Source organism: Kutzneria sp. CA-103260 (assembly GCF_018263855.1).
GTDB lineage: Bacteria > Actinomycetota > Actinomycetes > Mycobacteriales > Pseudonocardiaceae > Kutzneria.
In genome coordinates, this window is record NZ_CP073318.1 from 823,148 (window position 1) to 848,681 (window position 25,534).

18 protein-coding genes are annotated in these 25,534 nt (G+C 70.6%); 10 read left to right on the forward strand and 8 right to left on the reverse strand.

Translation table 11 applies throughout. The features are described 5' to 3' along the window. Positions 1-26 precede the first annotated feature (26 nt). On the reverse strand, positions 27-1,457 hold the full coding sequence (locus JJ691_RS03555; RefSeq protein ID WP_211767364.1) for a carboxylesterase/lipase family protein: 1,431 nt from the start codon (positions 1,455-1,457) through the stop codon (positions 27-29). Continuing rightward, positions 1,457-2,377 (reverse strand): MBL fold metallo-hydrolase, encoded by a 921-nt coding sequence (locus JJ691_RS03560; RefSeq protein WP_211767365.1) that lies wholly within the window; start codon positions 2,375-2,377, stop codon positions 1,457-1,459. Before JJ691_RS03560 ends, JJ691_RS03555 begins: the two co-directional genes overlap by 1 nt. A 154-nt stretch (positions 2,378-2,531) precedes the next feature. On the opposite strand from JJ691_RS03560, the gene JJ691_RS03565 reads away from it, so the two are divergent. Continuing rightward, positions 2,532-3,410 carry a helix-turn-helix domain-containing protein gene (locus tag JJ691_RS03565; RefSeq protein ID WP_211767366.1) on the forward strand — a complete coding sequence of 293 codons (879 nt, stop codon included), beginning with the start codon at positions 2,532-2,534 and terminating at the stop codon, positions 3,408-3,410. A 10-nt stretch (positions 3,411-3,420) separates the two neighbouring features. On the opposite strand, the gene JJ691_RS03570 is transcribed toward JJ691_RS03565, so the two are convergent. Further along, positions 3,421-4,011, reverse strand: coding sequence for a TetR/AcrR family transcriptional regulator (locus JJ691_RS03570; RefSeq protein WP_211767367.1), 591 nt, complete (start codon positions 4,009-4,011; stop codon positions 3,421-3,423). Between the two features lie 160 nt (positions 4,012-4,171). Between JJ691_RS03570 and JJ691_RS03575 the strand changes: the two genes are divergently transcribed. Both JJ691_RS03575 and JJ691_RS03580 read left to right on the forward strand, forming a co-directional pair. Beyond that, positions 4,172-5,125, forward strand: a complete 954-nt coding sequence (locus JJ691_RS03575; RefSeq protein WP_249227657.1) for a quinone oxidoreductase family protein — start codon at positions 4,172-4,174, stop codon at positions 5,123-5,125. A 168-nt stretch (positions 5,126-5,293) separates the two neighbouring features. Then, positions 5,294-8,698 (forward strand): glycoside hydrolase family 3 C-terminal domain-containing protein, encoded by a 3,405-nt coding sequence (locus tag JJ691_RS03580; protein WP_211767368.1) that lies wholly within the window; start codon positions 5,294-5,296, stop codon positions 8,696-8,698. A 31-nt stretch (positions 8,699-8,729) separates the two neighbouring features. On the opposite strand, the gene JJ691_RS03585 is transcribed toward JJ691_RS03580, so the two are convergent. Further along, positions 8,730-11,708 carry an AAA family ATPase gene (locus JJ691_RS03585; protein WP_211767369.1) on the reverse strand — a complete coding sequence of 993 codons (2,979 nt, stop codon included), beginning with the start codon at positions 11,706-11,708 and terminating at the stop codon, positions 8,730-8,732. Between the two features lie 87 nt (positions 11,709-11,795). On the opposite strand from JJ691_RS03585, the gene JJ691_RS03590 reads away from it, so the two are divergent. Further along, a complete protein-coding gene (locus JJ691_RS03590) occupies positions 11,796-12,440 on the forward strand; it encodes a response regulator transcription factor (RefSeq protein WP_211767370.1) in 645 nt (214 codons plus the stop codon). Positions 12,441-12,520: 80 nt separating this feature from the next. Then, the gene (locus tag JJ691_RS03595) at positions 12,521-14,737 is read left to right on the forward strand and encodes an RCC1 domain-containing protein (RefSeq protein ID WP_211767371.1); all 2,217 of its coding nucleotides are present in this window, start codon (positions 12,521-12,523) and stop codon (positions 14,735-14,737) included. A gap of 41 nt (positions 14,738-14,778) precedes the next feature. Here the strand turns inward: JJ691_RS03595 and JJ691_RS03600 are convergent, their stop codons facing one another. The 3 genes from JJ691_RS03600 to JJ691_RS03610 all read right to left on the reverse strand — a co-directional run bounded on the left by JJ691_RS03600 (position 14,779) and on the right by JJ691_RS03610 (position 18,971). After that, positions 14,779-16,794: a HelD family protein gene (locus JJ691_RS03600; protein WP_211767372.1), complete on the reverse strand. Its 2,016-nt coding sequence runs from the start codon at positions 16,792-16,794 to the stop codon at positions 14,779-14,781. A gap of 91 nt (positions 16,795-16,885) precedes the next feature. Beyond that, the gene (locus tag JJ691_RS03605; protein WP_249227658.1) at positions 16,886-18,298 is read right to left on the reverse strand and encodes a serine hydrolase; all 1,413 of its coding nucleotides are present in this window, start codon (positions 18,296-18,298) and stop codon (positions 16,886-16,888) included. Positions 18,299-18,398: 100 nt separating this feature from the next. Beyond that, complete coding sequence (locus JJ691_RS03610) at positions 18,399-18,971, reverse strand: TetR/AcrR family transcriptional regulator (protein ID WP_211767373.1); 573 nt, start codon at positions 18,969-18,971, stop codon at positions 18,399-18,401. Between the two features lie 56 nt (positions 18,972-19,027). Between JJ691_RS03610 and JJ691_RS03615 the strand changes: the two genes are divergently transcribed. From JJ691_RS03615 to JJ691_RS03630, 4 genes are all read left to right on the forward strand, one after another. Beyond that, positions 19,028-20,155 carry a MalY/PatB family protein gene (locus tag JJ691_RS03615; protein ID WP_211767374.1) on the forward strand — a complete coding sequence of 376 codons (1,128 nt, stop codon included), beginning with the start codon at positions 19,028-19,030 and terminating at the stop codon, positions 20,153-20,155. Beyond that, positions 20,145-21,050 carry an RNA polymerase sigma factor gene (locus tag JJ691_RS03620; protein WP_211767375.1) on the forward strand — a complete coding sequence of 302 codons (906 nt, stop codon included), beginning with the start codon at positions 20,145-20,147 and terminating at the stop codon, positions 21,048-21,050. The genes JJ691_RS03615 and JJ691_RS03620 overlap by 11 nt, the downstream gene beginning before the upstream one ends. A gap of 54 nt (positions 21,051-21,104) precedes the next feature. Continuing rightward, complete coding sequence (locus JJ691_RS03625; protein ID WP_211767376.1) at positions 21,105-21,905, forward strand: alpha/beta fold hydrolase; 801 nt, start codon at positions 21,105-21,107, stop codon at positions 21,903-21,905. 116 nt (positions 21,906-22,021) lie between these two features. Then, positions 22,022-23,413 (forward strand): hypothetical protein, encoded by a 1,392-nt coding sequence (locus tag JJ691_RS03630; RefSeq protein WP_211767377.1) that lies wholly within the window; start codon positions 22,022-22,024, stop codon positions 23,411-23,413. 120 nt (positions 23,414-23,533) lie between these two features. On the opposite strand, the gene JJ691_RS03635 is transcribed toward JJ691_RS03630, so the two are convergent. Further along, positions 23,534-23,824, reverse strand: a complete 291-nt coding sequence (locus tag JJ691_RS03635) for a DUF732 domain-containing protein (RefSeq protein ID WP_211767378.1) — start codon at positions 23,822-23,824, stop codon at positions 23,534-23,536. A 426-nt stretch (positions 23,825-24,250) separates the two neighbouring features. Here JJ691_RS03635 and eno point away from each other — a divergent pair, with 426 nt between their 5' ends. Then, positions 24,251-25,534: a phosphopyruvate hydratase gene (eno, locus tag JJ691_RS03640; protein ID WP_211767379.1), complete on the forward strand. Its 1,284-nt coding sequence runs from the start codon at positions 24,251-24,253 to the stop codon at positions 25,532-25,534.

The window sequence follows — 25,534 nt, forward strand, 5'->3', positions numbered from 1 at the left end:
GCCCGACGTGGGCCGCCGAGACTAGATCAGGCGGAGTCGGTTGCCTCCTGCCAGGTGTCGCCGATTCGCATCCCGACGCCGTGCTCGCCGTACGCCGGCCAGCCGGGGGCGCCGGTCATCGCGAATCGGACCCATGCGCCGTGCATCCGCCGGGCGAGGTCCGGGGGCGGCACGGCGGTGCCGAAGAGCTTGCCGTGGCCGGACAACGTGGGCAGGTGCGGGAGGTCGAACACGAATGGCAGCTCCATGACGTGTGCGGCCCCGAGCTCCGAGGACTGCCAGGTGAACTCGTACCGGTAGGTGTTGTGCGGCGGGTGGGCCCGTGCCAGGGCCCGGGTGCCCGAACCGAACAGTCCCTCGGTCAGCAGGGCGGCCCGGATCTCCCTCGCCGACGCGTCCGGCCGCGTCTGCCGGTGCGCGGCGACCGTCTTCGCCGGCTCGGGAGACATCATCGCGGCGGTGTCATGCACGTCCTTCCAAGTGGTGGCACCGGAAATCACGTAGAGCCTGCCCTCGTCGCTGTTGGTGCCGAGCAGGAGATCGACCCCCTCGGCCCGGCCACGGGCCAAGGCGGCCGCCGGCTGCTCGTCGGCGACAACGCTGAACGGGCTGAGTCCCATCAGCGGGTCCGGCGTGCCGTCGACGGTCAGATCGAGTCCGGCCAGTGCCGAACAGGCCGACACCAGATCGGCGTCCGACATCGCGGCGAGGGCGGTGGCGGTGCCGGGCACGCCGAGCCGCAGTGCGAGTTGTCGCGTGACGAGCTTCGCCTGGTTCCGGCTGAACGCCCCGGTGCCGCTGCCGCTTTGCAGGATCGCGCGGCGAACGAGGCCGTCCACCCGAGGATCGGCCAGCAGTGCGGCGATCAGGGTCGCCCCCGCGGACTGGCCGAACACCGTGACGTTCGTGGGGTCGCCGCCGAACGCGGTGATGTTGCGGCTGACCCATCGCAGCGCCGCCAGCACGTCGAGCAGGCCGCGATTGTCGGGTGCGTCGGGCAGGTGCAGGAACCCGGCCACGTTCAGCCGGTAGTTGACGGTGACCAGCACGACGCCGTCCCGGGCGAAGGCGGTTCCGTCGTAGAGTGGGCTGCGCGTCGAACCGGCGGAAAACCCGCCCCCGTGCACGAAAACCATCACGGGCAGGTCAGCGTGACGGCCGGCCGGCGTCCATACATCGACGGACAGGTACTCCTCGCCCGGAACCCAACCCGACCCGAAGTACGGCGACATGTCGAGCTCACCGAACGCGCCGCGTTGTGGTTGCGGTGCGGTGGGTCCCGGCACCGTGGCATCCCGGACGTCTGGCCAGCGTGCCGGCGGTTGCGGTGCCGCGAACCGGCCGGGCCCCTGAGGTGCGGCGGCATACGGAATCGCGTGGAACACGGCGACATCGTCGGACACACGCCCGCGCACTGCGCCCGAGTCGAGGGCGACTTCCCAGTGGGACAAGGACATCACTCGTCCCCGGTCCGCTCCGGCGCTGAGAACGGTGCCCAGTCCCGCAAGGCGAACCCCGCGCCTTCCGCACGCACGCGTACCCCGCCGCCACCGCCGAGGTGCGCGGGAAAGACCAGTGAATGCTCGTCGGCCGCACGGGCCAGCAGATCCCGGCGCGTCGCCCGCGCCTGCTCGGGGTCTTCGCAGAAGCAGCTGTTCACGTCCGGGTGGAGGAACTGCAGCGGGCTGTGCACCAGATCACCCACGAACATGGCCCGGGTTCCCGCCGACTCGACCAGGACGACCGACGAGCCCGGCGTGTGCCCGGGCGCCGCGGCCAACCGAATGCCGTCATCGATCACGTGCTCGCCCTCCCACAGGTCGACCAACCCGGCCCGGTGCACCGGTGCGACGCTGTCCTCGAAGACGTTCTGGTTGTGCGAGCCGCCGGCCGGGACGTGCCCGCCGGCCGGGTTCCAGTACTCGAAGTCCCGCGCCGGCATGAGATAGCGGGCGTTGGGGAAGGTCGGTACCCACTCCCGCCCCGCCAGCACGGTGTTCCACCCGACGTGGTCGTTGTGCAGGTGGGTGTTGACGACGATGTCCACCTCCTCCGGGCGCACCCCGGCCGCGGCCAGGTCGGCGAGGAAGTTCGAGCGGCGGTGCCCCCACAACGGGACGTACGGCCGCTCCTTGCCGTTGCCGACCCCGGTGTCGATGAGAATCGTCCGGCCCTGGCTGCGCAGCACCCACGTCTGGATCGCGGACCGCACCATGCCCGCGTCGTTGTCGAGGAAGTGCGGCACGAGCCAGCTTTCGTTGTCCTGCCACATCGACGGGGTGCTGTCGGGGAAGAACGTCTCGGGCGTGAGCTCCACGGAGCCGAAGAACTCCGGGACACGGGTGAGGGTGACGGAGCCAAGATCGATCGGTGACATGGGCGAGTTCTGCTTCTTTCTGAACGGTGGGAAAAGCCCGCGGCAGCGGACTCGTCCACCCTCGTCCCGGATGCTCGGGCCCAGCCAGACCAGCGTTGTCCTACCACCGGCATGGTCAGGCTCGGCCTCGGCCACGCGTCGCATACTGGACGTCATGAGCGGAACGGGTCGGCTGGCCGAGTACCTACAGGCATGCCGGTCGCGTCTGCGGCCGGAGGACGTCGGCCTCGGCACCTACGGCGAGCGGCGCCGGGTGCCCGGACTGCGCCGCGAGGAGGTCGCGGGCCTCGCCGGGGTCAGCACGTCGTACTACGTCCGGCTGGAGCAGGGCCAGTCGTTGAACGCCTCGACCGAGGTCATCGACGGCATTGCCCGGGCACTGCGGCTCGACCCCGACGAGCACGAGCACCTGCGCGCCCTGGCCCGGCCGCCGCGACAATCGGCCGCGCCACGGCCGCCGGCCGAACGGGTCGCGCCCGCCACGGCGGAACTGATGGCCGCCCTGGGCGACGTGCCGGCGGTCCTGCTGGGGCGGCGCAACGACGTGCTCGCCTGGAATCCGCTCGGCCATGCCCTGTTCGCCGGACATCTCGACCCCGACTCTCCCTCGCGCCCGCAGGAACGTCCGAACATGGCCCGGCTGGTCTTCCGCGACGCGCACACCCGCGAGCTCTATCCACAATGGACAGCCAAGGCCCGCGCGGTGGTCGGCAACCTCCGGCTGGTCGCCGGCCGTCACCCGGAGGACCGTGAACTCAACACGCTCATCGGCGAACTGGTCACCAGCAGCCCCGAGTTCGCGACCATGTGGGCGGATCACCGGGTGCGCACGTGCAGCACCGCCGGGCACCGGATGCGTCATCCGCTGGTCGGAGACCTCACGGTGAACCAGCAGCCGCTCCTGCTCGCCCACGCCCCGGAGCACACGTTGACGATCGTCACCGCGGAGCCGGACTCACCATCACAGGCGGCACTCGACCTGCTCGCGCGGGCAGTGTCGGAGGGACGGCCCCGCAGTGCGGGAAACCCCTGACGCTAGCGGGTCATGCCTGTTCCGCTGGACCTGGCGGCAGGTCACGTCTGCGGCAGAACTCGCCCAGTGACGGCTCCATGAGATCGAAGATTCGTGGGGCGGTCGTGGCCAGTTCGGCGAAGACCGCGTCGCGTGGTTCACCGGCCAGCACGCGCCTGCTGGTTTCGGTGAACAACGCGCGATGCACCGACGCGAGCTGAGTGGCGATGACCCGCAGCCGGAGACTGTCTTCGCCGGTCTCGGCCGCGATGGCATCGCCCAGGGCGCGCTCTCGCAGGTCGGCGATCTCGCGGGCGCGATGGGTCAGTACCCGGCTGTCGTCGACGATCCGGGCGAAGACGGCGCCGGGCGGGCCGAGCGTGACATCGCCCGCGGCGATCCGGTGCGTGCAGTCACGGCGGATCGCGGTCAGCATGCTCTCCCCGCGAGCACGCGCGGCGACGGCGTCGGCGAGGCTGCGGATGGTCGCCTCGGCCTGGTCGAAGACCAGGTCCTCCTTGCGTGGGAAGTAGTTCGTCACGGTCATCTTCGACACCCCGGCCGCGTCGGCGATCTGCGGGATCGTGACCTCGTCGAAGCCTCGCTCCGCGAACAGGGTCATCGCGGCCGTGGACAGGGTGTCCCGGGTTCGCTGCTTGCGCTGGTGACGTAGCCCACTCGCCATGGGCACATCCTACTGCTGATCTTGATCCGACATAAACTTATGCTAGACATAAGTTTAGGCGCCTCGTCGGGGTGCCGCGAACAGGAAGGCCATCGAGATGAAGGCAGCCGTGGTCCACGAGTGGGGGCACACTCCAGTCCTGGAGGACTTCGAGACCCCTGAAGCAGGCGAAGGCGAGGTCCGGGTCGCGGTGACGGCCTCGGCACTGACCAACTTCACCAAGCTGCGCGCGGCCGGAAAGCACTACAGCGCCGCCACCCCGCCCCCGTTCATCCCGGGGATCGACGGCATCGGGCGAAGCGAGGACGGACGCCGTGTCTACTTCCTGTTCCCCCGCGCACCGTTTGGCGGCCTGGCCGAGGCTGCGGTCGTCCCATCGTCCCGGTGTGTCCCGGTCCCCGACGGGGTCGATGACATCACGCTGGCGGCGATCGCGGACCCCGGGATGTCGTCGTGGGCTGCACTGGAGGTGCGCGCGAAACTGACACCCGGTGAAACCGTCCTGATCAACGGCGCCACCGGGACGGCCGGCGGGCTCGCGGTGCAGATCGCCAAGCACCTGGGAGCCAGCACGGTCATCGTCACCGGCCGACGCCGCGACGCGTTGGAGCCCCTGCTCGACCACGGTGCCGACGAGATCATCGAACTGGCCGAGGGTGAACCGCTGCACGCGGCCTTGCGCGCCGCCTTTCAACGCGGCGTGGACATCGTGCTCGACTACCTGTGGGGCGGCAGCGCCGAAAGCATCCTCGCCGCGGCAGGCGCCGGTCGCGCCGATCGCCCGATGCGGTTCATCCAGATCGGAACTGCCAGCGCGCGCACCATCACCGTGCCCGGTGACCTGCTGCATTCCTCCGCCATCGAGATCATGGGAAGCGGCGTCGGCAGCGTCCACCCCACCGCGATCATGGGCATTCTGGGCAGGCTGATGAACGCGGCGCCGGCTGCCGGTTTTCACGTCGCCACACGAGCTTTTTCGCTCACCGAGGTTGGGGACGCCTGGTCGGTCGAGGCCCGCACGCCACGCGTCGTGGTGACGATGAACCGGTGATCGGTCCTGCACCTGACCGAAAACGGTGGGATTGCCCACCCGATGGCCACACCTTGGCCGGCACCGGTTCCGTGACCGGTTCCAGACAAGTCGCCCCGACCCTCTTGTCTGGCGCGTGACCACGTCGTACCACTGGTTTGACGTGGTCGCGGCAGGCAAGGGGGCCTCATGCGGAAACTGCGAAGAGTGTTGGCGGTCGGCGCTGTGCTCGTGCTCGGCACGGCCGTCCCGGGCGCGGCGGCGGCCGCGCCGGCGAATGGTCCGAACCCGGCGTGCCCCTGGGTGGGCTCGCACGCGCCGATCGGCGCCAAGGTGGCGCAGGTGCTCGGACAGATGACCCTCGACGAGAAGATCGCCATGGTGCACGGGGCGGCCGGCTCCGCCTACGTCGGCTACGTGCCCGGCGACGCCCGGCTGTGCATTCCCGCGCTGAAGATGCAGGACGGGCCGGTCGGCGTCCGAATGCCCGACACCACCCAGCTGCCCGCCGCCAGCGACCTCGCGGCGACCTTCGACCCCTCGCTGGCGCACAGCTACGGCAAGGTGATCGGGTCGGAGGACAAGGCCAAGGGCGTCGACGTCGACCTCGGGCCGACCGTGAACATCGTCCGCGACCCGCGCTGGGGCCGGGCTTTCGAGAGCTACAGCGAGGATCCGTACCTCACCGGCCAGATCGGCGCCGCCGACATCCAGGGCGTGCAGTCCCAGGGGGTGATGGCGCAGGTCAAGCACTACGCCGTCTACAACCAGGAGACCAACCGCAACACCGTGTCCGACAACGCGATCGTCGACGACCGGACCGTGCACGAGGTCTACACCGCCGCCTTCGGCGCGATCATCGACCAGGCCCGGCCCTCGTCGGCGATGTGCTCCTACTCGTCGATCAACGGCGTCTACGCCTGTGAGAACACGTATCTGAACAACATCCTGAAGAACCAGTTCGGCTTCGACGGCTTCATCACCTCCGACTGGGGCGGCACGCACAGCACGGCCGCCTCGGCCAACGCCGGCATGGACATGGAGATGCCCGACGACACCTACTTCGGCGCGGCGCTGAAGACCGCCGTGCAGAACGGAAAGGTGCCGCAGTCCCGGGTGGACGACATGGTCGCGCGGATCATGCGCGAGGAGTTCCGGTTCGGGCTGTTCGACCACCCGTCGCCGGACACCCCGGGCGCGGTCGCGTCGACGCCGGCCAATGTGGCCACCGCGCGGAAGATCGCCGAGGACGGCGCGGTGCTGCTGAAGAACCAGGACAGCCTGCTTCCGTTGGACGCCAAGAAGGTGCACTCGATCGCCGTGATCGGCGACGGGGCCGGCGAGCACGCCGTCACCGGTGGCGGCGGCAGCGCGGCCGTCGCCGGCACGGGGACCGTCACGCCGTTCGACGGCATCAAGACCCGTGCCGGTTCCGGCGTCGACGTCCAGTACGCGCAAGGCAACCTGAGCCCCAACGGCCAGCTGCCGACCGTCGACCCCGCGTACTTCGGCGGCGGCCTGAAGGGCGAGTACTTCAACAACACCACCCTGTCCGGCACGCCCGTCGCCACCCGGACCGATCCGACCGTGTCCTTTGACTGGACCGGGAAGTCGCCGGCGTCCGGACTGTCCACAACGAACTATTCGGTGCGCTGGACCGGCACGCTCACGCCGCCCGACACCGGCACCTACACGTTCGGCCTGACCAGTGACGACGGCAGCCGGCTGTTCGTCAACGGCCAGCAGGTCATCGACAACTGGCGGGACCAGGCCAGCCACACCGAGACCGCCACGGTCGACCTGACCGCCGGCACGCCCGCGCAGATCGAGGTGGACTACTACCAGGCCGGCGGCGACGCCACCGTCAACCTCGGCTGGGCGGTGCCGAACCAGGACCTTCAGGGCCAGGCCGTCGCACTGGCGGCCAAGTCGGACGTGGCTGTCGTGTACGCCAACGACTATGAGGCCGAGGGCGGCGACCTGGCGAACATCGATCTGCCCGGCACGCAGAACCAGCTGATCGAGGCGGTCGCCGCAGTCAACCCCAACACCGTCGTCGTGCTCAACACCGGGTCCGCCGTCGTGATGCCGTGGCTGGACAAGGTGAAGGGCGTGTTCGAGGCCTGGTATCCGGGCCAGGAATCGGGCAACGCCATCGCCCGGCTGCTCTACGGCGACGTGAACCCGTCCGGCAAGCTGCCGGTGACCTTCCCGACCTCGCTGGACCAGGTGCCGGCCTCGACCGCCGCACAGTGGCCCGGCGTGAACGGGCAGGTGCAGTACTCGGAAGGGCTGGACGTCGGATATCGCTGGTACGACGCGAAGAACCTGACGCCGGTCTACCCGTTCGGCTACGGCCTGTCCTACACCACCTTCCGGTTCTCGCACCTGCGAGTCGACGGGAACACCCTGCGGGAGAACGGGAAGATCCGGGTCAGCGCCGACGTCACCAACACCGGCAGCCGGGCCGGGGCCGAGGTGGCGCAGCTGTACCTGGGCGCCCCGGCCGCCACAGGCGAGCCGGCCAGCCAGCTCAAGGGCTTCCAGAAGGTTGACCTCCAGGCGCACCAGACCAAGCGGGTGACCTTCGACATCACCGCCCAGGACGCCTCGTACTGGAACTCCGACGCCCAGGCCTGGACGCTGGGTGCCGGCAGGTACACCGTCCGCATCGGAGACTCGTCGCGGAATCTCCCGCTGTCCGGTGACTTTCGGGTCGACCGCACCACCGGCCCGCGCTACACCAAGGTTGCCGCGCCGGCCACCGCCCTCGGTGGCACGACCCTGTCGGTGACCACGACGTTCACCAACGGGGCCACCGAGGACGTTCGGGACGCCGTCACCTCGCTGACCGTGCCAGCCGGCTGGAAGGCCACTGCGAAGTCGTCTGCCAGCTTCCGTGTTGTCCACTCCGGACAGTCCGTGTCCACGACCTGGGCTGTCACCGTGCCGACCGGCGCCACCGCCGGCGCGACCACGCTCAAGGGCAGCACCCGGTATCAGGGCTCCGGCCGCACTTCACCCGGCGACGGCACGGCCACAGTGCAGGTGGCGTACCAGAACCTCGCCGCCGCCTACACCGATGTCGGCGTGAGCGACGACGCCAACCCGGCCGTCGGCAACCTGGACGGCTCCGGCTACAGCTATTCGGCCCAGGCCCTGGCCGCCGTCGGCGTCACGCCAGGTGCCACCGTGGGCGGCTTCACCTGGCCGAATATGCCGGCCGGACAACCGAACACCGTCACTACCGGCGGTCAGTTGGTGCAGGTATCCGGCGCCGGCGGCACACTGTCGTTCCTCGGCACCGGAACCAACGGCACACAGTCCGGATCAGTGACGGTCACCTACGCTGACGGCACCACTTCCACCGGGACCATCACCCTCGCCGACTGGTACAGCAACGCCGCCGTGCCCGGTTGCACGCTGGTCGTGACCGCCTCGCACTGGAACCGACCGGCCGGCAGCACTTTGCCGGCCGACCACGCGGTCAGCCTCTACGCCACGTCGGTCCCGTTGACGGCCGGCAAGCAGGTGGTGTCGGTGAGCCTGCCCAACAACGCCCGGCTGCACGTGTTCGCGACGAAGATCGGCTGAGCCGCGCCGGACCGCTGGCCACCCCCATGGGTCAGCGGTCCGGCGTGTAGACGCATTGGTAGCCGGTCGAAATCGTGCTGTCCAACACGGCTGCCACCGCCGGGTCGGCCGCGCGGACCACGTCGATCGCGCGCTTGATGGCCTTGCGCACCGAGGTGCGGGCCCGCTCGGCCGGACCGGCGAACGTGCGGCCACGGCCGCCCAACCCGGTGGTGGCGCCCAGTTCGGCGGCCAGGGCGTCCAGCTCCCGCCGCAGCTCCTCGGCCCGCGCGGGCGAGGACTCGGGGATCAGGTGGGCGATCTCGCGGGCCCGGGCGGTGTAGGCGGCCCGAGCCTGATCGTCCAGAATGGACTGCTCCGACATGGCCTCGGCCCCGCCGTGGGCCAGCGACACGGCCGGGATCGGCACGTCGGGATGGGCCAGCAGCTGGGCCAGGTGCCGCATCCCGATCAGATCCTCGACGAGTACTTCCCGCCCGGGAAACCCGACCAGCCAACGGTTTTCCCGCCGCCGCAGGGTGATGTGCCGGGACACCAGGTCGGCGGCCCAGGCCCGGGCCCGCGCCTCCATCCCCATGGCGTTGGCGTCGTTCACCGCGCTGTCCAACAGCTCCTCGGCCGCCCGGTGCTCGCCGCGCCGGCGCAGCACGGTCGCCAGATTGGCCTTGCTGCACGCGGCCATCGGCAGATGGCCCAGCCGCAGGTTCGCCGCCACGGCCCGCCGCAGGTGCGCCTCGGCCCGGTCCAGGTCGCCGAAGGTGGCGGCGGCCAGGCCCAGACCCCGTTCGGTGGAGCCGAAACACACGATGGCCAGCGAGGGCGTCGTGGGCAGCTCGGCGAACGGCAGCATCAGCTCGTAGGCCTCCCGGGCCAGCTGGGCGTCGCCGAGCGAGACGGTCGCCTCGACGATCGCCAGCAGGCCGGACAGCCATGTGCTCGACTGGGGCAGCGCGTCCAGGCCGGCCGCCGCCAGCTGGGCCAGCGTCGACCGGGCCAGTTCGTGCCGGCCGGCTTCGGCGGCCAGATTCGCCACCATGGCCCGGAACGCGAACTCGCCCTCGGCCAGCAGCGGCGAGTTGGCGACTTCCACGGCGAAGTCGAGGAGATCGGCCCCTCGACCCTGCAACCACCGGATCGCCAGCAGGTGCCCGCCGTAGTAGGCGGCTGCATCCGCGTCGCCGACCTCCTCGCCCATGGCCAGACACCGCGCCGCCTGCTCCTCGGCCTCGGCCAGCCGCCCGGCCCTGATCAGCAGCATCACGTCGATCTCGGCGACGATGAACCGGACGCTGTGGCTCTCCATCAGGTCGGCCCGGACCCGCAGCTCGGCCAGCGACCGGTCGGCCCGCGGGTCGCCGAGGTGGAACAGGTCCACGGTCTGCCAGCACAGTCCCTGCAGGGCAAGGATGTCGATGCCGGCCGCGGCGGCCACCGAGATCAGCTCCCGGGCGATGGCCAGCCGCTCCCGGACGTACTCGGGCGTCAGCATCGCGTGGTGGCTCAGCGACAGCGCCTCGGCCAGCGCGCCGTGGTCGCCCAGCAGCCGGATCTCCTCCAAGGTCTTGAGCACGTCGGCGACCGGGCCGCCGCCGTACACCTGCTCGGCCGCGAGCCGCAGCTCCAAGCGCAGCCGCAGCGCCGCTTCGCTCTCGGGCAGCCACGCCAGCGCCTTGCGTTGTTTGCCGAGAATTCGGTGCCGCTCCACCTGATCACGGCGTTCGTTGAGCCAGATGCCGCCCATTCCCAGCGCCGCCCGGGCGTACCGCAATGGATCCTGCTCGTCCCACGCGGCATCGGCGGCCTGGTCGTACAACACCCGCGCCTCGGCCAGCCGGCCCGAGGCCAGCACCGCGTCCGACCACTCCAACATCAGCTCGGCCGACGGCTCGCCGAAACTGACGGCCTGCGCCAACAGGGAAGCCGCCTGCTCGTACGAGAAGCGCCGCACCATCTTCGCCGCCGCCGCCCGGCACACCTCGATCGCCCGCCGGGCATCCTCCGGCGACCGCGGCGCCGCGTTGACCGCGTGATGGGCCTTGCGGGCGCTGTGCCCGACGATGTCCACCGCGCGGGCGTGGGCGTCCAGCAACTCGGCCGCGGTGAGCCGGGCCAGTGCCGCCCGCCGGACGAGATCATGGCTGTAGGCGAACGATTCCGTGCCGTTTGCGGTCACCAGCCCGGCCTGCACCGCGCCATCCATGGTGTCGATGACTCGGGCCGCCGGCATGTTCAGCAGCGCCGCCGCCTCGGCCCAGGACACCGAGTCGCCCAGCGTCGCGCCGATCGCCAGCAGCCGCGCGGTTTCCGGGGCGATCCGGGCGAACGACTGGTCGATCGCCTCCCGCAGCCCGCCCACGAAGTCGGCCTCGCCCAGCGCGACCAGCCGGCGCAGGAACAGCGGGCTGCCGTCGGTCAGCCGGTGGATGGTGTCGGTCAGCGGCGCCTCCAGCCGCTCGATCCCGTTGGTGGCAAGGTAGTCCCGCGTCTCGGCCGGGTCGAACGGCCGTAGCGCGATCTCGTCGCTGGCCTCGCCGAGCGGCGACGGCGTCCGCTGCGTGATCACCATGGTCAGCGGCAGCCGGGCCCGGGCGATGAACCGGGTCAGCAGCAGCGCCCCCGGATCGGCCGCGTGCAGGTCGTCGATCACCAGCATGGTCGGCGTCTCCGCGACCGCACGGGCCAGCCGGTCGGCGACGGCCTGGAACCGTGAGAAACGGGCCGGGTGAACGGTTTCCGCCTCGCTGCTGAGCAGCTGCGCGGTCTCCGGGCCGCACAGCTCGGCCAGCATCGGCTGCCACGGCCACAGCGCCGGCGCGCCGCCGTCCGACCAGCAACGGCCCCACAGCACCCGCAGCCCGGCCGCCCGCGCCCGGTCCGACGCCTCTTCGCACAGCCTGGTCTTGCCCACCCCGGCCGGGCCGGTCACCGTCACCAGCCGCCCCCTGGCGGCGCTGCGCCACGCGTACTCCAAACGGCGCAACTCCGTTGTCCTGCCGACGAATCGGTCCACGCGTATAGATGAGACCACGGGATACACCGGGATACGTGACGCCCCGCGGCACACGCCGTGTCACGCCTTTCCAGTATGACAAGAATCTTGCTGGCCGACAGCCAACCGGTGGTGGTCGACATGCTGTGCCGGCACGTGGCCAGCACCCCGGACCTCGACATCGTGGCCATCGCCGGCACCCGGGCGGAACTCGTCGACCGGCTCCGGATCGCCCGCGCCGACGTGGTGGTGCTCGGCATCGGACTCGATCTCGTGGAGAGCGCCGCCGCCAACGCCGCCGTGCTGGTGCTCGGCGGCTCCACCCGGGAAGCCGACATCGTCGTCGCGATGGCCGCCGGCGCCGCCGGCTACGTGACCCGGCAGTCCCGCCCCGAGGACGTCCTCACCGCCATCCGCGTCGTCGCCCGAGGCGAGCTCTATGCCCCAGCCGACATCGCCGCCCTCGTCCGTGGCCGCCGCCGCGCCGCCCGGGCCGACTCGTTCTTCCCGCAATTGACGGCGCGTGAACAAGACGTGCTGGAACTCCTGGTGCGCAACGCCGGCAACGCCGCCATCGCCCGGCACCTCGGCATCACCGTGAAGACCGTCCGCAACCACGTCTCCAACATCCTGGTCAAGCTGCCCGCCCGCACCCGCACGGAGGCCGCCTCGCTGGCCGGCGAGCGCCTACGCGGCCGCCGCGGTCCGGCGCTGACCGTCGGTCCCCGGGCCGAGCGGCCGGGAATTATCTGACCCGGTCTGACGTGCGAAAACTGTCGGGGGCGTGAGGTACGGTTTGGGCGTTTCGCACGCATGCTCCATCAGGGGGGACAGTGACTGTGTTTCGTATGCTCGCGGTCGCCGGCGTCACCGCCGCGACGGCGGCGACGCTGCTGCCGGGGGTCGCGGCGGCGGCCACGGCGCCACCGGTGCCGGCGGGGGCGACCTTCGTGCCGGTGACGCCGAAGCGGCTGCTCGACACCCGTGAGGGCCACGGGCCGGTGGGTCCGGAGAAGTTCGTCTCGCTGGACTTCAAGAACCTGGTGCCGGCCAACGCGTCGGCGGTGGTGTTCAACCTGACCGGCACCAACCCGACCGAGGCCACCTCGGTTCGGGCCACGCCCACGCTCACGGGCGACTCCAGCGGGTCGTCCAACCTGAACCTGGCGCCGGGGGAGACCCGCGCCAACCTGGTCACGGTGGCGCTCGGCCAGAGCGAGCCGTGGCAGGGCGGGGTGGAGCTGGTCAACCACAACGGCAACGTGGACCTGGTCGCCGACCTGGCCGGCTACTACGTCAACGACACCTCGGGCTCGCGGTTCACGGCGGGCACGCCGCAGCGGGTGCTGGACACTCGGACCCAGGGCGGCCTGGTCGGCCCGAACGGAACGATCACCGTCGACCTGTCGGGCGTGCTGCCGGCCACGGCCACGGCGGTCACGTTCAACCTGACCGGCACCGACACCACCGGCTCCACCGTGGTCACCGCCTGGCCACACGGCACCCCGCAGCCGACGGCGTCCAACCTCAACCTGGAGCCCGGCGACACCCGGCCCAACCTGGTCACCGTGGCCGTCGGCCCGGACCGCAAGGTGGACCTGAACAACCACGTCGGCGACGTGAACCTGATCGTGGACGTGGCCGGCTACTACGCGACCGACCGTGGCGACCCGTTCTTCACGGTGTCACCGGTGCGGACCATGGACAGCCGCACCGGCCCGTCGTTCGGCCCCGGCGAGTCCCGGGCGCTGGACCTGTCGCCGTGGCTGCCGGCCTCGGCCAAGACCGTGGTCTACAACCTGACCGCCACCAACCCGACGTCGGCCACCTTCGTCACCGGCTACCCGGCCGGCACGTCGGTGCCGAACACCTCCAACCTCAACCTGGTCGCCGGGCAGACCGCGCCCAACCTGGCCGTCACCCCGCTCGGCGCGGGCGGCCGGCTGGCGCTGCGCAACAACGCCGGCCGGGTCGACCTGATCACCGACATCGCCGGCTACTTCGGCCCCGCGCCCACGCCGTGCGACGGTCAGTCGTGCCTGTACGCGTGGGGCGGCAACGACTACGGCCAGCTCGGTGACGGAACCACCGTCACCCACGGCTCCCGCGTCGTCGGCCAGGTGGCCGGCATCGCCTCGGTGAAGCAGGCCGCCAGCGCCATGGACGCCGGTTACGTGCTGCGTGCCGACGGCACCGTGTGGGTGGTCGGTCGCACCGGCGAGACCAACCAGCACAGCCCGCAGCCGACGCAGATCCGCGGCCTGGACGGGGTCGGCTCCATCGCGGCCGGCTGGCGTGAAGGCTTCGCCGTGCGGTCCGACGGCTCGGTCTGGACGTGGGGCGACTCGCTGACCGCGACCCAGGTCGGCGGCCTGTCGGGGATCACGCAGGTGGCCAGCGGTTCCCGCACGCACTACGCGCTGCGCAGCGATGGCACGGTCTGGGCCTGGGGCGACGGCACCAACGGCGCGCTGGGCACGCCGGCGCAGTCCGCGCCGAACCCGATCCAGGTGCCGGTGCCGGGCCGGATCGTGTCCATTGCCGGCGGCAGCCAGTCCGGCTACGCCGTCCGCGACGACGGCACAGTGTGGGCTTGGGGCTCCAACTACGACGGCGAGCTGGGCGTCGGCTCCGACCAGAACGTGATCGTCCAACCCACTCAGGTCAGCGGTCTCGGCTCGGTGACCAAGCTGGTCGCCGCCCGGTCGGGGGCCGCCTACGCGATCAAGTCCGACGGCACGCTGTGGTCATGGGGCAGCGCGTTCCTGACCGGCCAGGACATGCCGAGCGGCGGTCCGTACGAAGTGCGCGTCCCGACCCGGGTGCCAGGCCTGGCCAATGTCACCGACGTGGCCGGTGGCGGCTGGCAGTACGGGCTGGCCCTGACCGGCGACGGCGCGGTGTGGATGTGGGGCTCCTACTCCGCCGGCCAGGTCATCGCGCCCGGCATGTCGATCAAGTACACGCCGACCAGGGTGCCCGGCCTGGACGGCGCCCGGGTCACCGCCGTGATCGGCGGCGGCTCCCAGGCCTACGTGCTGGCCAACTGATGTTCCGGCGGCGCGCCGTCTCCCGGCGCGCCGCTTCTGCCTCAAACCGACATTCGGTGTGCCGGAGAGCGTGACTCGCCGGGGTTCAGCTGGGTGGGGAGGGGGTCGGCGTGGAGGACGGTGAGGCGGGAGATGGCTCGGGTCAGGGCGATGTAGAGCAGGCGCAGGCCGTCCTCGCCGATGGCGGTGATCTCGGCCGGCTCCAGCACGACGACGTGGTCGAACTCGAGCCCCTTGGCCAGCCCCACCGGCACCAGGGACACCTTGTGGTCGGCATCGTCCTCGTGCGGCAGCCCGGTGTCGATGCCGGCCTTGGCCAAGTGCTTGCGCACGGCCGTGAAACGCCTGTCGTCGAGCACGACGCCGACGCTGTCGGGCAGCTGCTCGGCGGCCCGCAGCACGTACACCAGTTCGGCCAGCACGTCCTCGCACTCCACCGTGACCAGAGCGCCGGGCACATGCCGGCCGGAGACGGTCGGCGGCAGGTCGTCGGCGATGAACGGCAGCAGGGCGTTGGCCACCGCGATGATCTCCCGCGGCACCCGGAAGCTGGTGGTCAGCCGGACCAGGTCGGTCGTCGACCCCAGGTGCGCGGCCACCGCCTCCCAGCTGCCGACCGCCCACGGCGTGGTGCGCTGGGCCATGTCGCCCAACAGGGTCGCGGAGCCGAGACAGCGGCGCATGATCGACCGCAGCTGGATCGGCGACAGGTCCTGGGCCTCGTCGATCACCACGTGGCCGTAGCGGTCCGGCGGGGTCATCAGGCCGGTGATCTCGTCGATCAGGAACCGGTCGGCCGGCGACCACCTGGCCCGGCCCGCCGACGCCGGGATGGTCGGCCACAGCAGAAGTGACTGTTCCTCGGCGGTCAGCACGCCGTCGGCCGCCCGGTTGAGGGCGTCGGCGTCGGTCAGCAGCGTGAACAGCACCTGGGCCGGTTTGACCACCGGCCACACCGAACTGACCAAGTCCCGCAACGACTTCGCCCGGATCAGCCGCCGCGCCTCGCCGTCGGTGAGGGCGTGGCCGCGTTCCTCCAGGTTGCGCCGGACATAGCTGACGGCCCGCTCGGTCAGGTGCTCACGGGCCCGGGTCAGCGGCACCTGCCGGGCCACCAGGTCCTCGCACAGCTCGGCCACCACGTACGGCGGGATCCGCACGTACGGGCTGGTCTCGCGGACCACCACGTCCTCGGCCGGCAGCGCCAGCCCGCCCCAGACCGCGCGGCGCAGCACCTCGGCCATCCGCGCGTCGCCCTTCAACGTCGCCACTTCCGGCTCGTCCGCGCCGGGCTTCTTGCCGTCGGCCACCAGGCCGTCGACCGAGCTGTGCACCACGTGGCTCTCACCGAGGGTCGGCAGCACGCGGGAGATGTAGCGGACGAAGGTGTCGTTCGGGCCGACCACCAGCACGCCCTCGCGGCGCAGCCGGCTGTGTTCGTAGAGCAGGTAGGCGGCCCGGTGCAGGCCGACCGCCGTCTTCCCGGTGCCCGGGCCGCCCTGCACGATCAGCGTGCTGGCCAGCTCGGTGCGGACGATCTCGTCCTGGTCGGGCTGGATGGTCGCCACGATGTCGCGCATCGGGCCGTAGTGGCTGCGCTCGATCTCGGCGATCACCAGCCGGCTCAGCCCGGCCTCGACGGTGTCCTCGGTCAGCGGCTCGTCGTCGAAGCTGGTCAGCACCGTGCCGTCGAAGCCGAAGCGACGCCGCAGCGTCACCTCCATCCGGTTCGACGGACTGGCCCGGTAGAACCGGGAGGCCATGTCGGTGCGCCAGTCGATGACCACCGGCTCGTCCCGCTCGTCGCTGACGTAGCGGCGGCCGATGTAGCAGGGCTTCGGCTCCGGGCCGTCGATCCGGCCGAAGAACAGGGGCGAGGAGTTGGCGTCGCGCAGCTGGTCGGCCCGCCATTCCAGCCACTCGACCATCAATTCGTCGCCGGCCCGGTTGCGGGCCCGCTCGGCCAGTTCCCGAAGTTGTTCGCGGCTCTGTTTCAGGCAGACGTGGGCGTGGTCCAGATAGTCCCGTTCGGACTGCAGCTCCTGCTCGGCGGTCACAGCTTCCCCCTCGTCCGAATTCGCGGCGGACGAGAATATCGGGGAAATGCGGCCCGGCAAAGCGAATAACGCTCGGCCGGGCCGCCCGGGCTCAGCGCTGCAGGCCCGTCACGATCTGGTCGATCGCCTTGCCCAGCTGGCCGTACTTCTGGGTGTACGGCACCGGGTAGACGCCCGGCGGGTCGGCGGGGCGGTTGACGTCCACGTAGTCGGTGCCGAGGTTGCAGAACACCACGACGATGTAGTTGCGCTTGTTCTTGCCCGGCAGCGAATGCACGATGGCCGCGTCGCTGCCGGTGGTGTCGACCCAGCCGGTCTTGTGCGACATGGTGACCTCGGCGGCGGCGTTGCACGGCCGCACGTCCTGGCCGTAGTACAGCCCGTCCACGGTCATGGTGCCGTCGTTCGGGTCGATCCAGCGCTGCGGCGTCACCTGCGGGATGCCCGGCGCGGGATAGGCGCGGCCGCACCAGTTGGTGGTGGACAGCATCTCGTTGTGCCCCTGGTCGCCCAGCGTCTTGAGGAACAGCTGCCGGGACGAGGCGCTGAGCACGTCACGGGTGACGCGCGAGCCGTCGGGGTTGGTCCACAGCGTGCCGGGGCCGCCGTTGACGATCAGCAGCAGCTTGGCGGTGTCGATCGAGCTCATGTTGGAGCCGATCCAGTGCCCGCCGTTGCCCGCGTCGGTGCCGGTGATCATCAGCGTCGGCATGCCCAGCTGGGTGAACGTGGCGTTGAGGGTGTCGATGTAGTTCTGGTCGTGCAGCAGCTTGATCAGCGCGCAGGTCGACTCGTTCTTCGACACGGTGATCATCTCGTCGAAGTACTGCCGGATCGGCTTGCTGGTGGCGTCCCCGCAGGTCGGGTTGATCGTCACCGGCCGGTAGTCGTAGGTCGCGTCCAGGTTGATCCGGTGCTGGTCGGCCAGCCGCATGAGGCCGAAGCCGACCATCAGCTTGAGCACCGAGGCCGGATAGGGCGAGCTGAAGTCCAGCGCGGCCTGCTCCCGCCCGGCCAGCACGTCCCGGGTGCCCTGGCCGCCGTTGCGGTCCCACTCGTCGTCGTCCCACCAGCGGTAGCGGATCTGGTCGGTGCCCAGCTGCTTCTGGTTCACCGGCACCACGACGCCGTGCGGGTACTGGGGGCTGAGCAGCACGTCGGCCATCGAGGTCGGCCGGCCGGAGCCGTCCAGCTCGATCACCGCGGCGTCCATGTTGGGCGTCTGGTGGATCGGCGCCGGCGTCATCGGCCCGAACACCCGTGGCGCCCTGGGCATGTCGGTCGGGTCGTACTTCTCCACCGCCGGCGCGTGCATGGACCGGCCCTGCTCGGGCGGTGTCAGGTCGATGACGTCCTTGAAGTTCTGGTTGTCCACGGCCTGCCGCAGCGCGTCGGCCAGCGGGCTGCCGCCGGCGGGCGCCGCCTGCGCGGCGACGCCGCCGAACAGCACCGCGGTCACCGCCAGGGCGGTCGCGGCCGCGCGCCGTCCTCGGAACAAGGTCACGTTGCTCTCCCCACGGATTGGTGCGAACCCGGTATTTCTAGCCGAACTCCGGTGTTCGGTGTCGGGGACACCACGTGGACAACGCGATGGTGAACAAAACTCAGTGCAACAAGTGCCCGAACACCATGGTGAAGAAGTCCTTGACGGGCTCGTCGTTCTTGAGCGCCTTGGCCCGCAGCAGCGCGCCCTCCCAGGCGTCGAGCACGAACCGGCCGAGCGTGTCCGGATCCGCGTCGGTGGTCAGCTCGCCGGCCTCCCGGGCCGCCCGCAGCGTCGCACCGATGCCCTCGCTCCAGCCGCCCAGGCAGGCCCGCACCTGGGCCCGCATCGGCTCGCTGTGGTCGGCCAGCTCCTCGGCCATGTTGCCGATCATGCAGCCCCGGCTGTGACCGTAGCCGGCGAACACGTCGGCCATCACCTGGAACTGGGCCCGCAGCTTGGCCAGCGGCGTCAGCGCCGGGTCGGTGACACTGCTCCACTCGGCCTCGGCCGTGTACTTGGCCACGACCTCGACGGCCAGCTCTTCCTTGCTCTTGAAGTGGTTGTAGAACGAGCCCTTGGGCACGCCCGCGGCCCGCGTGATGGTGTCCACCGAGCAGGCGCTGTAGCCGGTGCGGTGGAACTCGCCGAGCGCGGTCTCGACGATGACGTCGCGGACGCTGTGACGTGGCATGTCATCAATATGACTAGTCGTCTTATGGCTGTCAAACGGCCCGTGAGAATGAGGCCATGACCGACCTGCTGCCCGATGAGCCGCTGCACCGACTGCGGGCCCGCCGCAGCACCAAGTGGCGGGCCTTCGGCCCCGAGGTGCTGCCCCTGACCATCGCCGAGATGGACTTCGCCCTGCCCGACACCGTGAAAGACGCCCTGGCCGACGCGGTCGAGCGCTCCGACACCGGCTATGCGATGCCCACCGAGGGCCTGGGCGAGGCGTTGGCCGGGTTCGCGGAGCGGCGCTGGGGCTGGCGGATCGACCCGGCCGCGGTCACCGCCGCCACCGACGTCAGTGCCGGCGTGGTCGAGATGCTGCGGCTGTTCACCAACCCCGGGGACCGGGTCGTGATCAACCCGCCGGTGTACGCGCCGTTCTTCGACTGGCTCCAGGAGGCCCGCACCGAACTGCAGGCCGTGCCGCTGCGGGAGGGGCGGCTCGACCTGCCGGCGCTGGACCGGGCGTTCGCCACCAAGCCGGCGGCCTACGTGCTCTGCAACCCGCACAACCCGGTCGGCCGGGTGCACACGCCCGAGGAACTGGCCGCGGTCGTCGAGCTGGCCGCCCGGCACGGGGTCCCGGTGGTCAGCGACGAGATCCACGCCGCGTTGGTGCTGCCCGGGGCGACCTACACGCCGTTCCTGACGGTGCCCGGCGCCGGCGAGGTCGGCGTCTCGGTGGTGTCCACCAGCAAGGCCTTCAACCTCGCCGGCCTCAAGTGCGCCACCGTCGTCACGGCGTCGCCGCGCATGCAGGACGTGGTGTCGAGGCTGCCGCACGACATCCGCTGGCGCAGCGGCCACTTCGGCGTCATCGCCTCGATCGCCGCCTACAACGAGGGCGACGAGTGGCTGGACCGCTTGCTGGTCACCCTCGACGACCGCCGCACCCTGCTGGGCAAGCTGATCCGCGACCGGCTGCCCGCGCTGAGCTGGCGGCCGCCGGAGGCGACGTACCTGGCCTGGCTGGACTGCCGCAGCTTGGGCAGCGGAAACGAGCCGCGCGACCGGTTCCTGGCCACCGGGGTGGCGTTGGAGGGCGGAACGAGGTTCGGTGAGACCAGTGGCTACGTGCGGTTGAACTTCGGCACCAGCACCGAGGTGTTGGAGTTGGCGGTGGACAGGATGGCGAGTGCTCTCTGACGTGGAACTGGTTCGGGCGGCGCGTGGCGGCGACGTCGGCGCCCTCGGGCTGGTGCTGGCGCGGCACGAGGCCGGCATGCGGGCGGTCGCGCTGAGTCTGCTCGGCTACGGCCCCGACGCCGAGGACGCCGTGCAGGACGCCTCGCTGGCGGCCCTGCGGCGGATCGGCGACTTGCGGGACCCCGAGTCGGTCGGGCCGTGGCTACGGATGATCGTGCGCAACGCCTGCCGGCAGCGGCTGCGCGCGGCCCAGGGTGTGGTGCCGGTGGCCGAGCCGGCCACGCCGGCCGATCTGCTGTCGCCGGATCGCGTCCTCGACTCGCACGCCTCCCGTGACTGGATCTGGCACTCCATCGACGAGCTGTCGCCGACGCTGCGCCAAACCGTGCTGCTGCGCTACTTCACCGACGTCAACTCGTACGAGCAGATCGCCGAAGTGCTGGAGGTGCCGGTCGGCACCGTGCGCAGCCGGCTCAGCCAGGCTCGCGGCAAGCTGGCCGAGGCGTTGCGGGCCACCGCCGACCAAGCGCATGCCGACGCCGGCGCGGTCAACGCCGCCAGCGCGCGTGAGGCCGTCGAGACGCTGGCCGTCGCCGAGCGCGGCGAGTTCCCGGCCCTGGTCGCCGATCGCTGGCTGCCGGAGTTCGAGTTCGTCGCCGGCAACGGCGTGATCCGCGGCGGCCGGGACCTCGCCCTGTACGGCATGGACAGCGACCTGACCGCCGGCGTGCGGCAGCGCCTGGTGCAGGCGGTGGCGAGCCGGGACGTGACGATCTGGACCATGGACCTGGTCAACCCGCCGGACGACCCCGAGCACTGCCCGCCGGGCGTGGTGTGGGTGATGACCCGTCGGCAGGGCCGGGTGGCCAAGCTCCGACTGTTCCATCCGGCGTGACCACGGTCACTTCCGTCGGATCGAACTTTCCGGCCGGGACCGCATCTTGCCGGCATGAACACGCACACCGTTGAGCTGGACGGCGTCCAGCAGCGCTACCACGTCGCCGGCAACGGCCCGATCTGCGTCGCCCACTCCGGCGGGCCCGGCATCGGCTGGGAGTACCTGCGGATGCGGCCGCTCGAGGAGCACCTGACCATGGTGTACGTCGAGCCGGTCGGCACCGGCGAGTCCGGGCGGCTGGCCGACGACGCCGACTACACCCTGGACACCTACGTCCGCTACCTGCACGCCGTCGTCGAGGACCTGGGCGCCGGCCCGATCGCCCTGCTCGGCCACTCGCACGGCGGCTTCGCCGCGCAGAAGTACGCGCTGGCCCACCCGGTCGACGCGCTCGTGCTGTACGACACCTCGCCCGTCACCGGCGCCGAGTTCTTCGGCGAGGCCGTGGCCAACATCCAGCAGGCCGGCCCGGAGATCCTGGCCGCCTTCACCGCGCAGCACCCGTCGATGACCGACGACGAGCTGACCGCCGTGCTGCGCACCATCATGCCGGCCTACTTCGCCGACTGGCGGGTGGAGTTCGAGCCGCTCCGGGCGGCCCTGCGCATCTGGAGCGCCCCCTCCCGCGGCCAGGACGCCCCGTTCGACGTGCGGGCCGAACTGCCCCGGCTCACCGACCCGGCGCTGATCATCGTGGGGGAGCAGGACTTCATCTGCGGACCCAAGTGGGCCCGGCAGCTACACCAGGCGATGCCGACCTCGCGGCTGCGGGTGATCGAGAACTGCGGCCACCTGGCCCACGTCGAGCGACCCGAGGTGTTCTACCCGGAGGTGCTGAAGTTCCTCTCCTGAGGTCCGCTCACGACGGCAGCGGGGGGCCGCCTCTTCAGGCAGGCCCCTGGCTGCCGCCGCCGGTCACGCCCCAGGATTGGCCTCGCCATGACCATTCGGACCAGCGAGGACGCAGGATGAACCGCCTCGGCGCGTACCTGACCGCACTGACCGCAGCCGCCGCGTTGACCGCCAGCCCACAGGCAAGCCAACCGTTCGTGAACTCCGTGTTCCTGGCCACCCACAACAGCTACTCCGGCAACGTCGACGGGGCCAAGAACTCCATCCCGTACCAGCTCGACCACGGCGTCCGGTTCGTCGAACTGGACGTGCACGACAACGACTACGCCGCCAACCACGACTACTCCATCGGCCACAGCAGCCCCGGCGACCTGGTCGACCACGCCGGCAACCCAGCGTCCAACCTGCTGCACGACTGGCTGGCCATGATCGCCGGCTGGTCCGACGCGCATCCCACGCACGCGCCGCTGGTCGTCATGCTCGACCTCAAGGACGACCTCACCGACAACCCCAACTTCGCCGCCGGCAACCTGACCGCCCTGAACCAGGAGCTCCAGACCGCGTTCGGGGCCAGCCTGCTGCACCCCGCCGACTACGTCGGCTCGCCGTCGGTCGATTCGCTGCGGGGCCGGGTGCTGCCCCTGCTGTCCGGCGACGCCGGCACTCGCACCGAGTACAAGCGGGACGTCGGCTACCACCCGGCCGTCGCCATCAACAGCCGGGGCCAGATCGTCGAAGTGCACGACTCCGGCGCCGGCGCCCTGTGGTACTGGACCGGTGTCGTCGCTTCGGACGGCACCGTGACCTGGCTTCGTCACGGCAAGTTCGACACCGGCACCACTCCGGCCGTGGCGTTGAACGACGCCGGGCAGGTCGTCGAGGTGCACCAGGCGCCGGTCGCCACCACGCTCTGGTACCACGTCGGGCAGCTCGGGTCGGACGGCGAGATCACCTGGCAGGACAGCCACCAGTACGACTCCGGCGTCACCCCCACCGTCGCCTTCACCGGCGCCAACACCCTGGTCGAGATCCACAAGAGCCAGAGCAACAGCCAGAACTGGACCTGGAACGGCACCCTGTCCGGGGCCACCGTCTCGTGGACCGGCAACGCCAAGACCAGCAACGCTCTGCTGAACAAGTCGTCGGCTTCGTCCGCCGGCCGGAGCGTCACCGTCTACAACGCCTCCGACGGTCCCACCGAGGCGCAGACCCTGCGCTACAACACTTCCACCGTCAGCGGCGGCCGCATCCGCTACCAGCAGACCGCCTTCGACGAGTACCAGAACGGCGACAGCGCCCAGCTCCAGCAAGGCGCCCTGTTCTACGCCGCCCCCGCCACCGACTCGTCGTTCATCGTCTCCGCCCGGCAGTCGGGCCACATCGTCCGCGGCTGGGACTTCGACTCCGCCAACCTGGCCACCACACCCCTGGCCAACTACCCGGCCTCCAACACCCCCTGGGCCGCCTGGTACCAGACCATGGTCACCACTGCCGGCGCGGTGCAGTAGCCCAGGGGCCCACCCACCTGTGAGCGCAGCGCGTTCGTTTCTGTGGGGTCCTGACTTTCGCGGATGAGGCGGCCCCTGGCACCAGAGGGAAGGGGTGCCAGGGGCCGCACGTCAGCCCCGTTAGCAGTAGGCCCCGACGGCGGCGTCCACGAAAGCGTATGCGTCGGTCGGGTCCAGCGAGCTGCTGCCCATCAGCAGCGCGGCCCGGCCGTCGCGTGTTGGTGTCTCGGCACCGCAGACCATGCCGGCGAACATGACCGCGTTGTCGGGGCCGAGTCCGCGCAAGGTGGCGGAACTGGACGCGTTCAGCATCTGCATGAACAGGTCGAGCTTGACCGGCCCCTCGGGGCGCTGCGTCGTCGTCGCTGTGGTCGTCTTGGTGGTCGTGGTCGGCGCGAGCGCGACCAACACGCAGCCGGCGCAAACCAGAGCAACTACGACTGGTAGCAGCCGTGCCGAACGCCTACGCGGACCGCCGTCAGTGGCTGGGTTGGGCTGCTGCTCGTCCATATCCTCGTCACCCCTGCTGATTAGCGGCACTCTACCCATCGCGGCCAGGCCGGCACTCCTGGGCAGCAGAGCAGATGATCGGGCGTGCCCGCGATGTCACGAAACTCGTCACGCAGTTCCGCGCCCATAGCGCCGAATGTGTGCCACCAAACGGTCCGCCGCCTAGGAAGCGCATGTGGCGAACGCCCGCCGCTTGTTGTCCGTTCTCACGGTAGGCGGACCCGCCCTCGATCGCTGAAGCGGGCGAGTGTGGAGACGGTGCTGGCTTGTTGCGCCGGGCAGGTGCCACCATGGTTCTTGACCGATACACCCCACCCGAGGAGTGAGATGACCGCGATCGAGCGCGTTGTGGGACGGCAGGTCCTGGACAGCCGCGGCAACCCGACTGTCGAAGTCGATGTCCAGCTCCAGGACGGCTCGTTCGGCCGCGCCGCGGTGCCCTCTGGCGCGTCGACCGGCGTCAACGAGGCCGTCGAGCTGCGTGACGGCGACAAGGCCAGGTACCACGGCAAGGGCGTGCGCAAGGCGGTCGACGCGGTCAACGGCGAGATCGCCGACGCCGTGCGCGGCCTCGACGCCGAGGACCAGGCCGTGGTCGACCGGACCATGATCGAGCTGGACGGCACGCCCAACAAGGGCCGCCTCGGGGCCAACGCCACCCTCGGCGTCTCGCTGGCGGTGGCCAAGGCGGCCGCCGCCGCGCACCGCCAGCCGCTGTACCGCTACGTCGGCGGCGTGTTCGCGCACGTGCTGCCGATGCCGATGATGAACATCATCAACGGCGGCGCCCACGCCGACAACGCCATCGACTTCCAGGAGTTCATGATCGCACCGGTCGGCGCGGAGAACGTCGAGGAGGCCGTGCGGATCGGCTCGGAGGTGTTCCACACCCTGCGCAAGACCCTGCACGACGCCGGCCACAACACCAACGTCGGTGACGAGGGCGGCTTCGCGCCGAACCTGAACTCCGCGGACGAGGCGCTGGAGTTCGTCGTCGGCGCGATCGAGAAGTCCGGCTACACCCCGGGCGAGGACGTCGCGCTGCTGCTGGACCCGGCCGCGTCGGAGTTCTACGCCGACGGCGTGTACGACTACAAGGGCGAGGGCCGCAAGCGCTCCATCGAGGAACATGTCGCCTACCTGACCGATCTGGTCAACAAGTTCCCCATCGTGTCCATCGAGGACGCGATGGCCCAGGACGACTTCGACGGCTGGAAGCAGATCACCGACGCCATCGGCGACCGCTGCCAGCTGGTCGGCGACGACCTGTACTGCACCAACGTCGAGCTGCTGCGCAAGGGCATCGATCTGGGCATCACCAACTCGATCCTGGTCAAGGTCAACCAGATCGGCACGCTCACCGAGACGCTGCTGACCGTGAACACCGCCTTCAAGGCCGGCTACTCGGTGGTCATGTCGCACCGCTCCGGGGAGACCGAGGACGCCACCATCGCCGACCTCGCGGTGGCGGTGAACTGCGGCCAGATCAAGACCGGCTCGCTGTCCCGGTCCGACCGGACCGCCAAGTACAACCAGCTCATCCGCATCGAACAGGAACTGGGCTCGCAGGCCGAGTACGCGGGTCGCAACTCGCTCGCCGGCCGCCGCTGA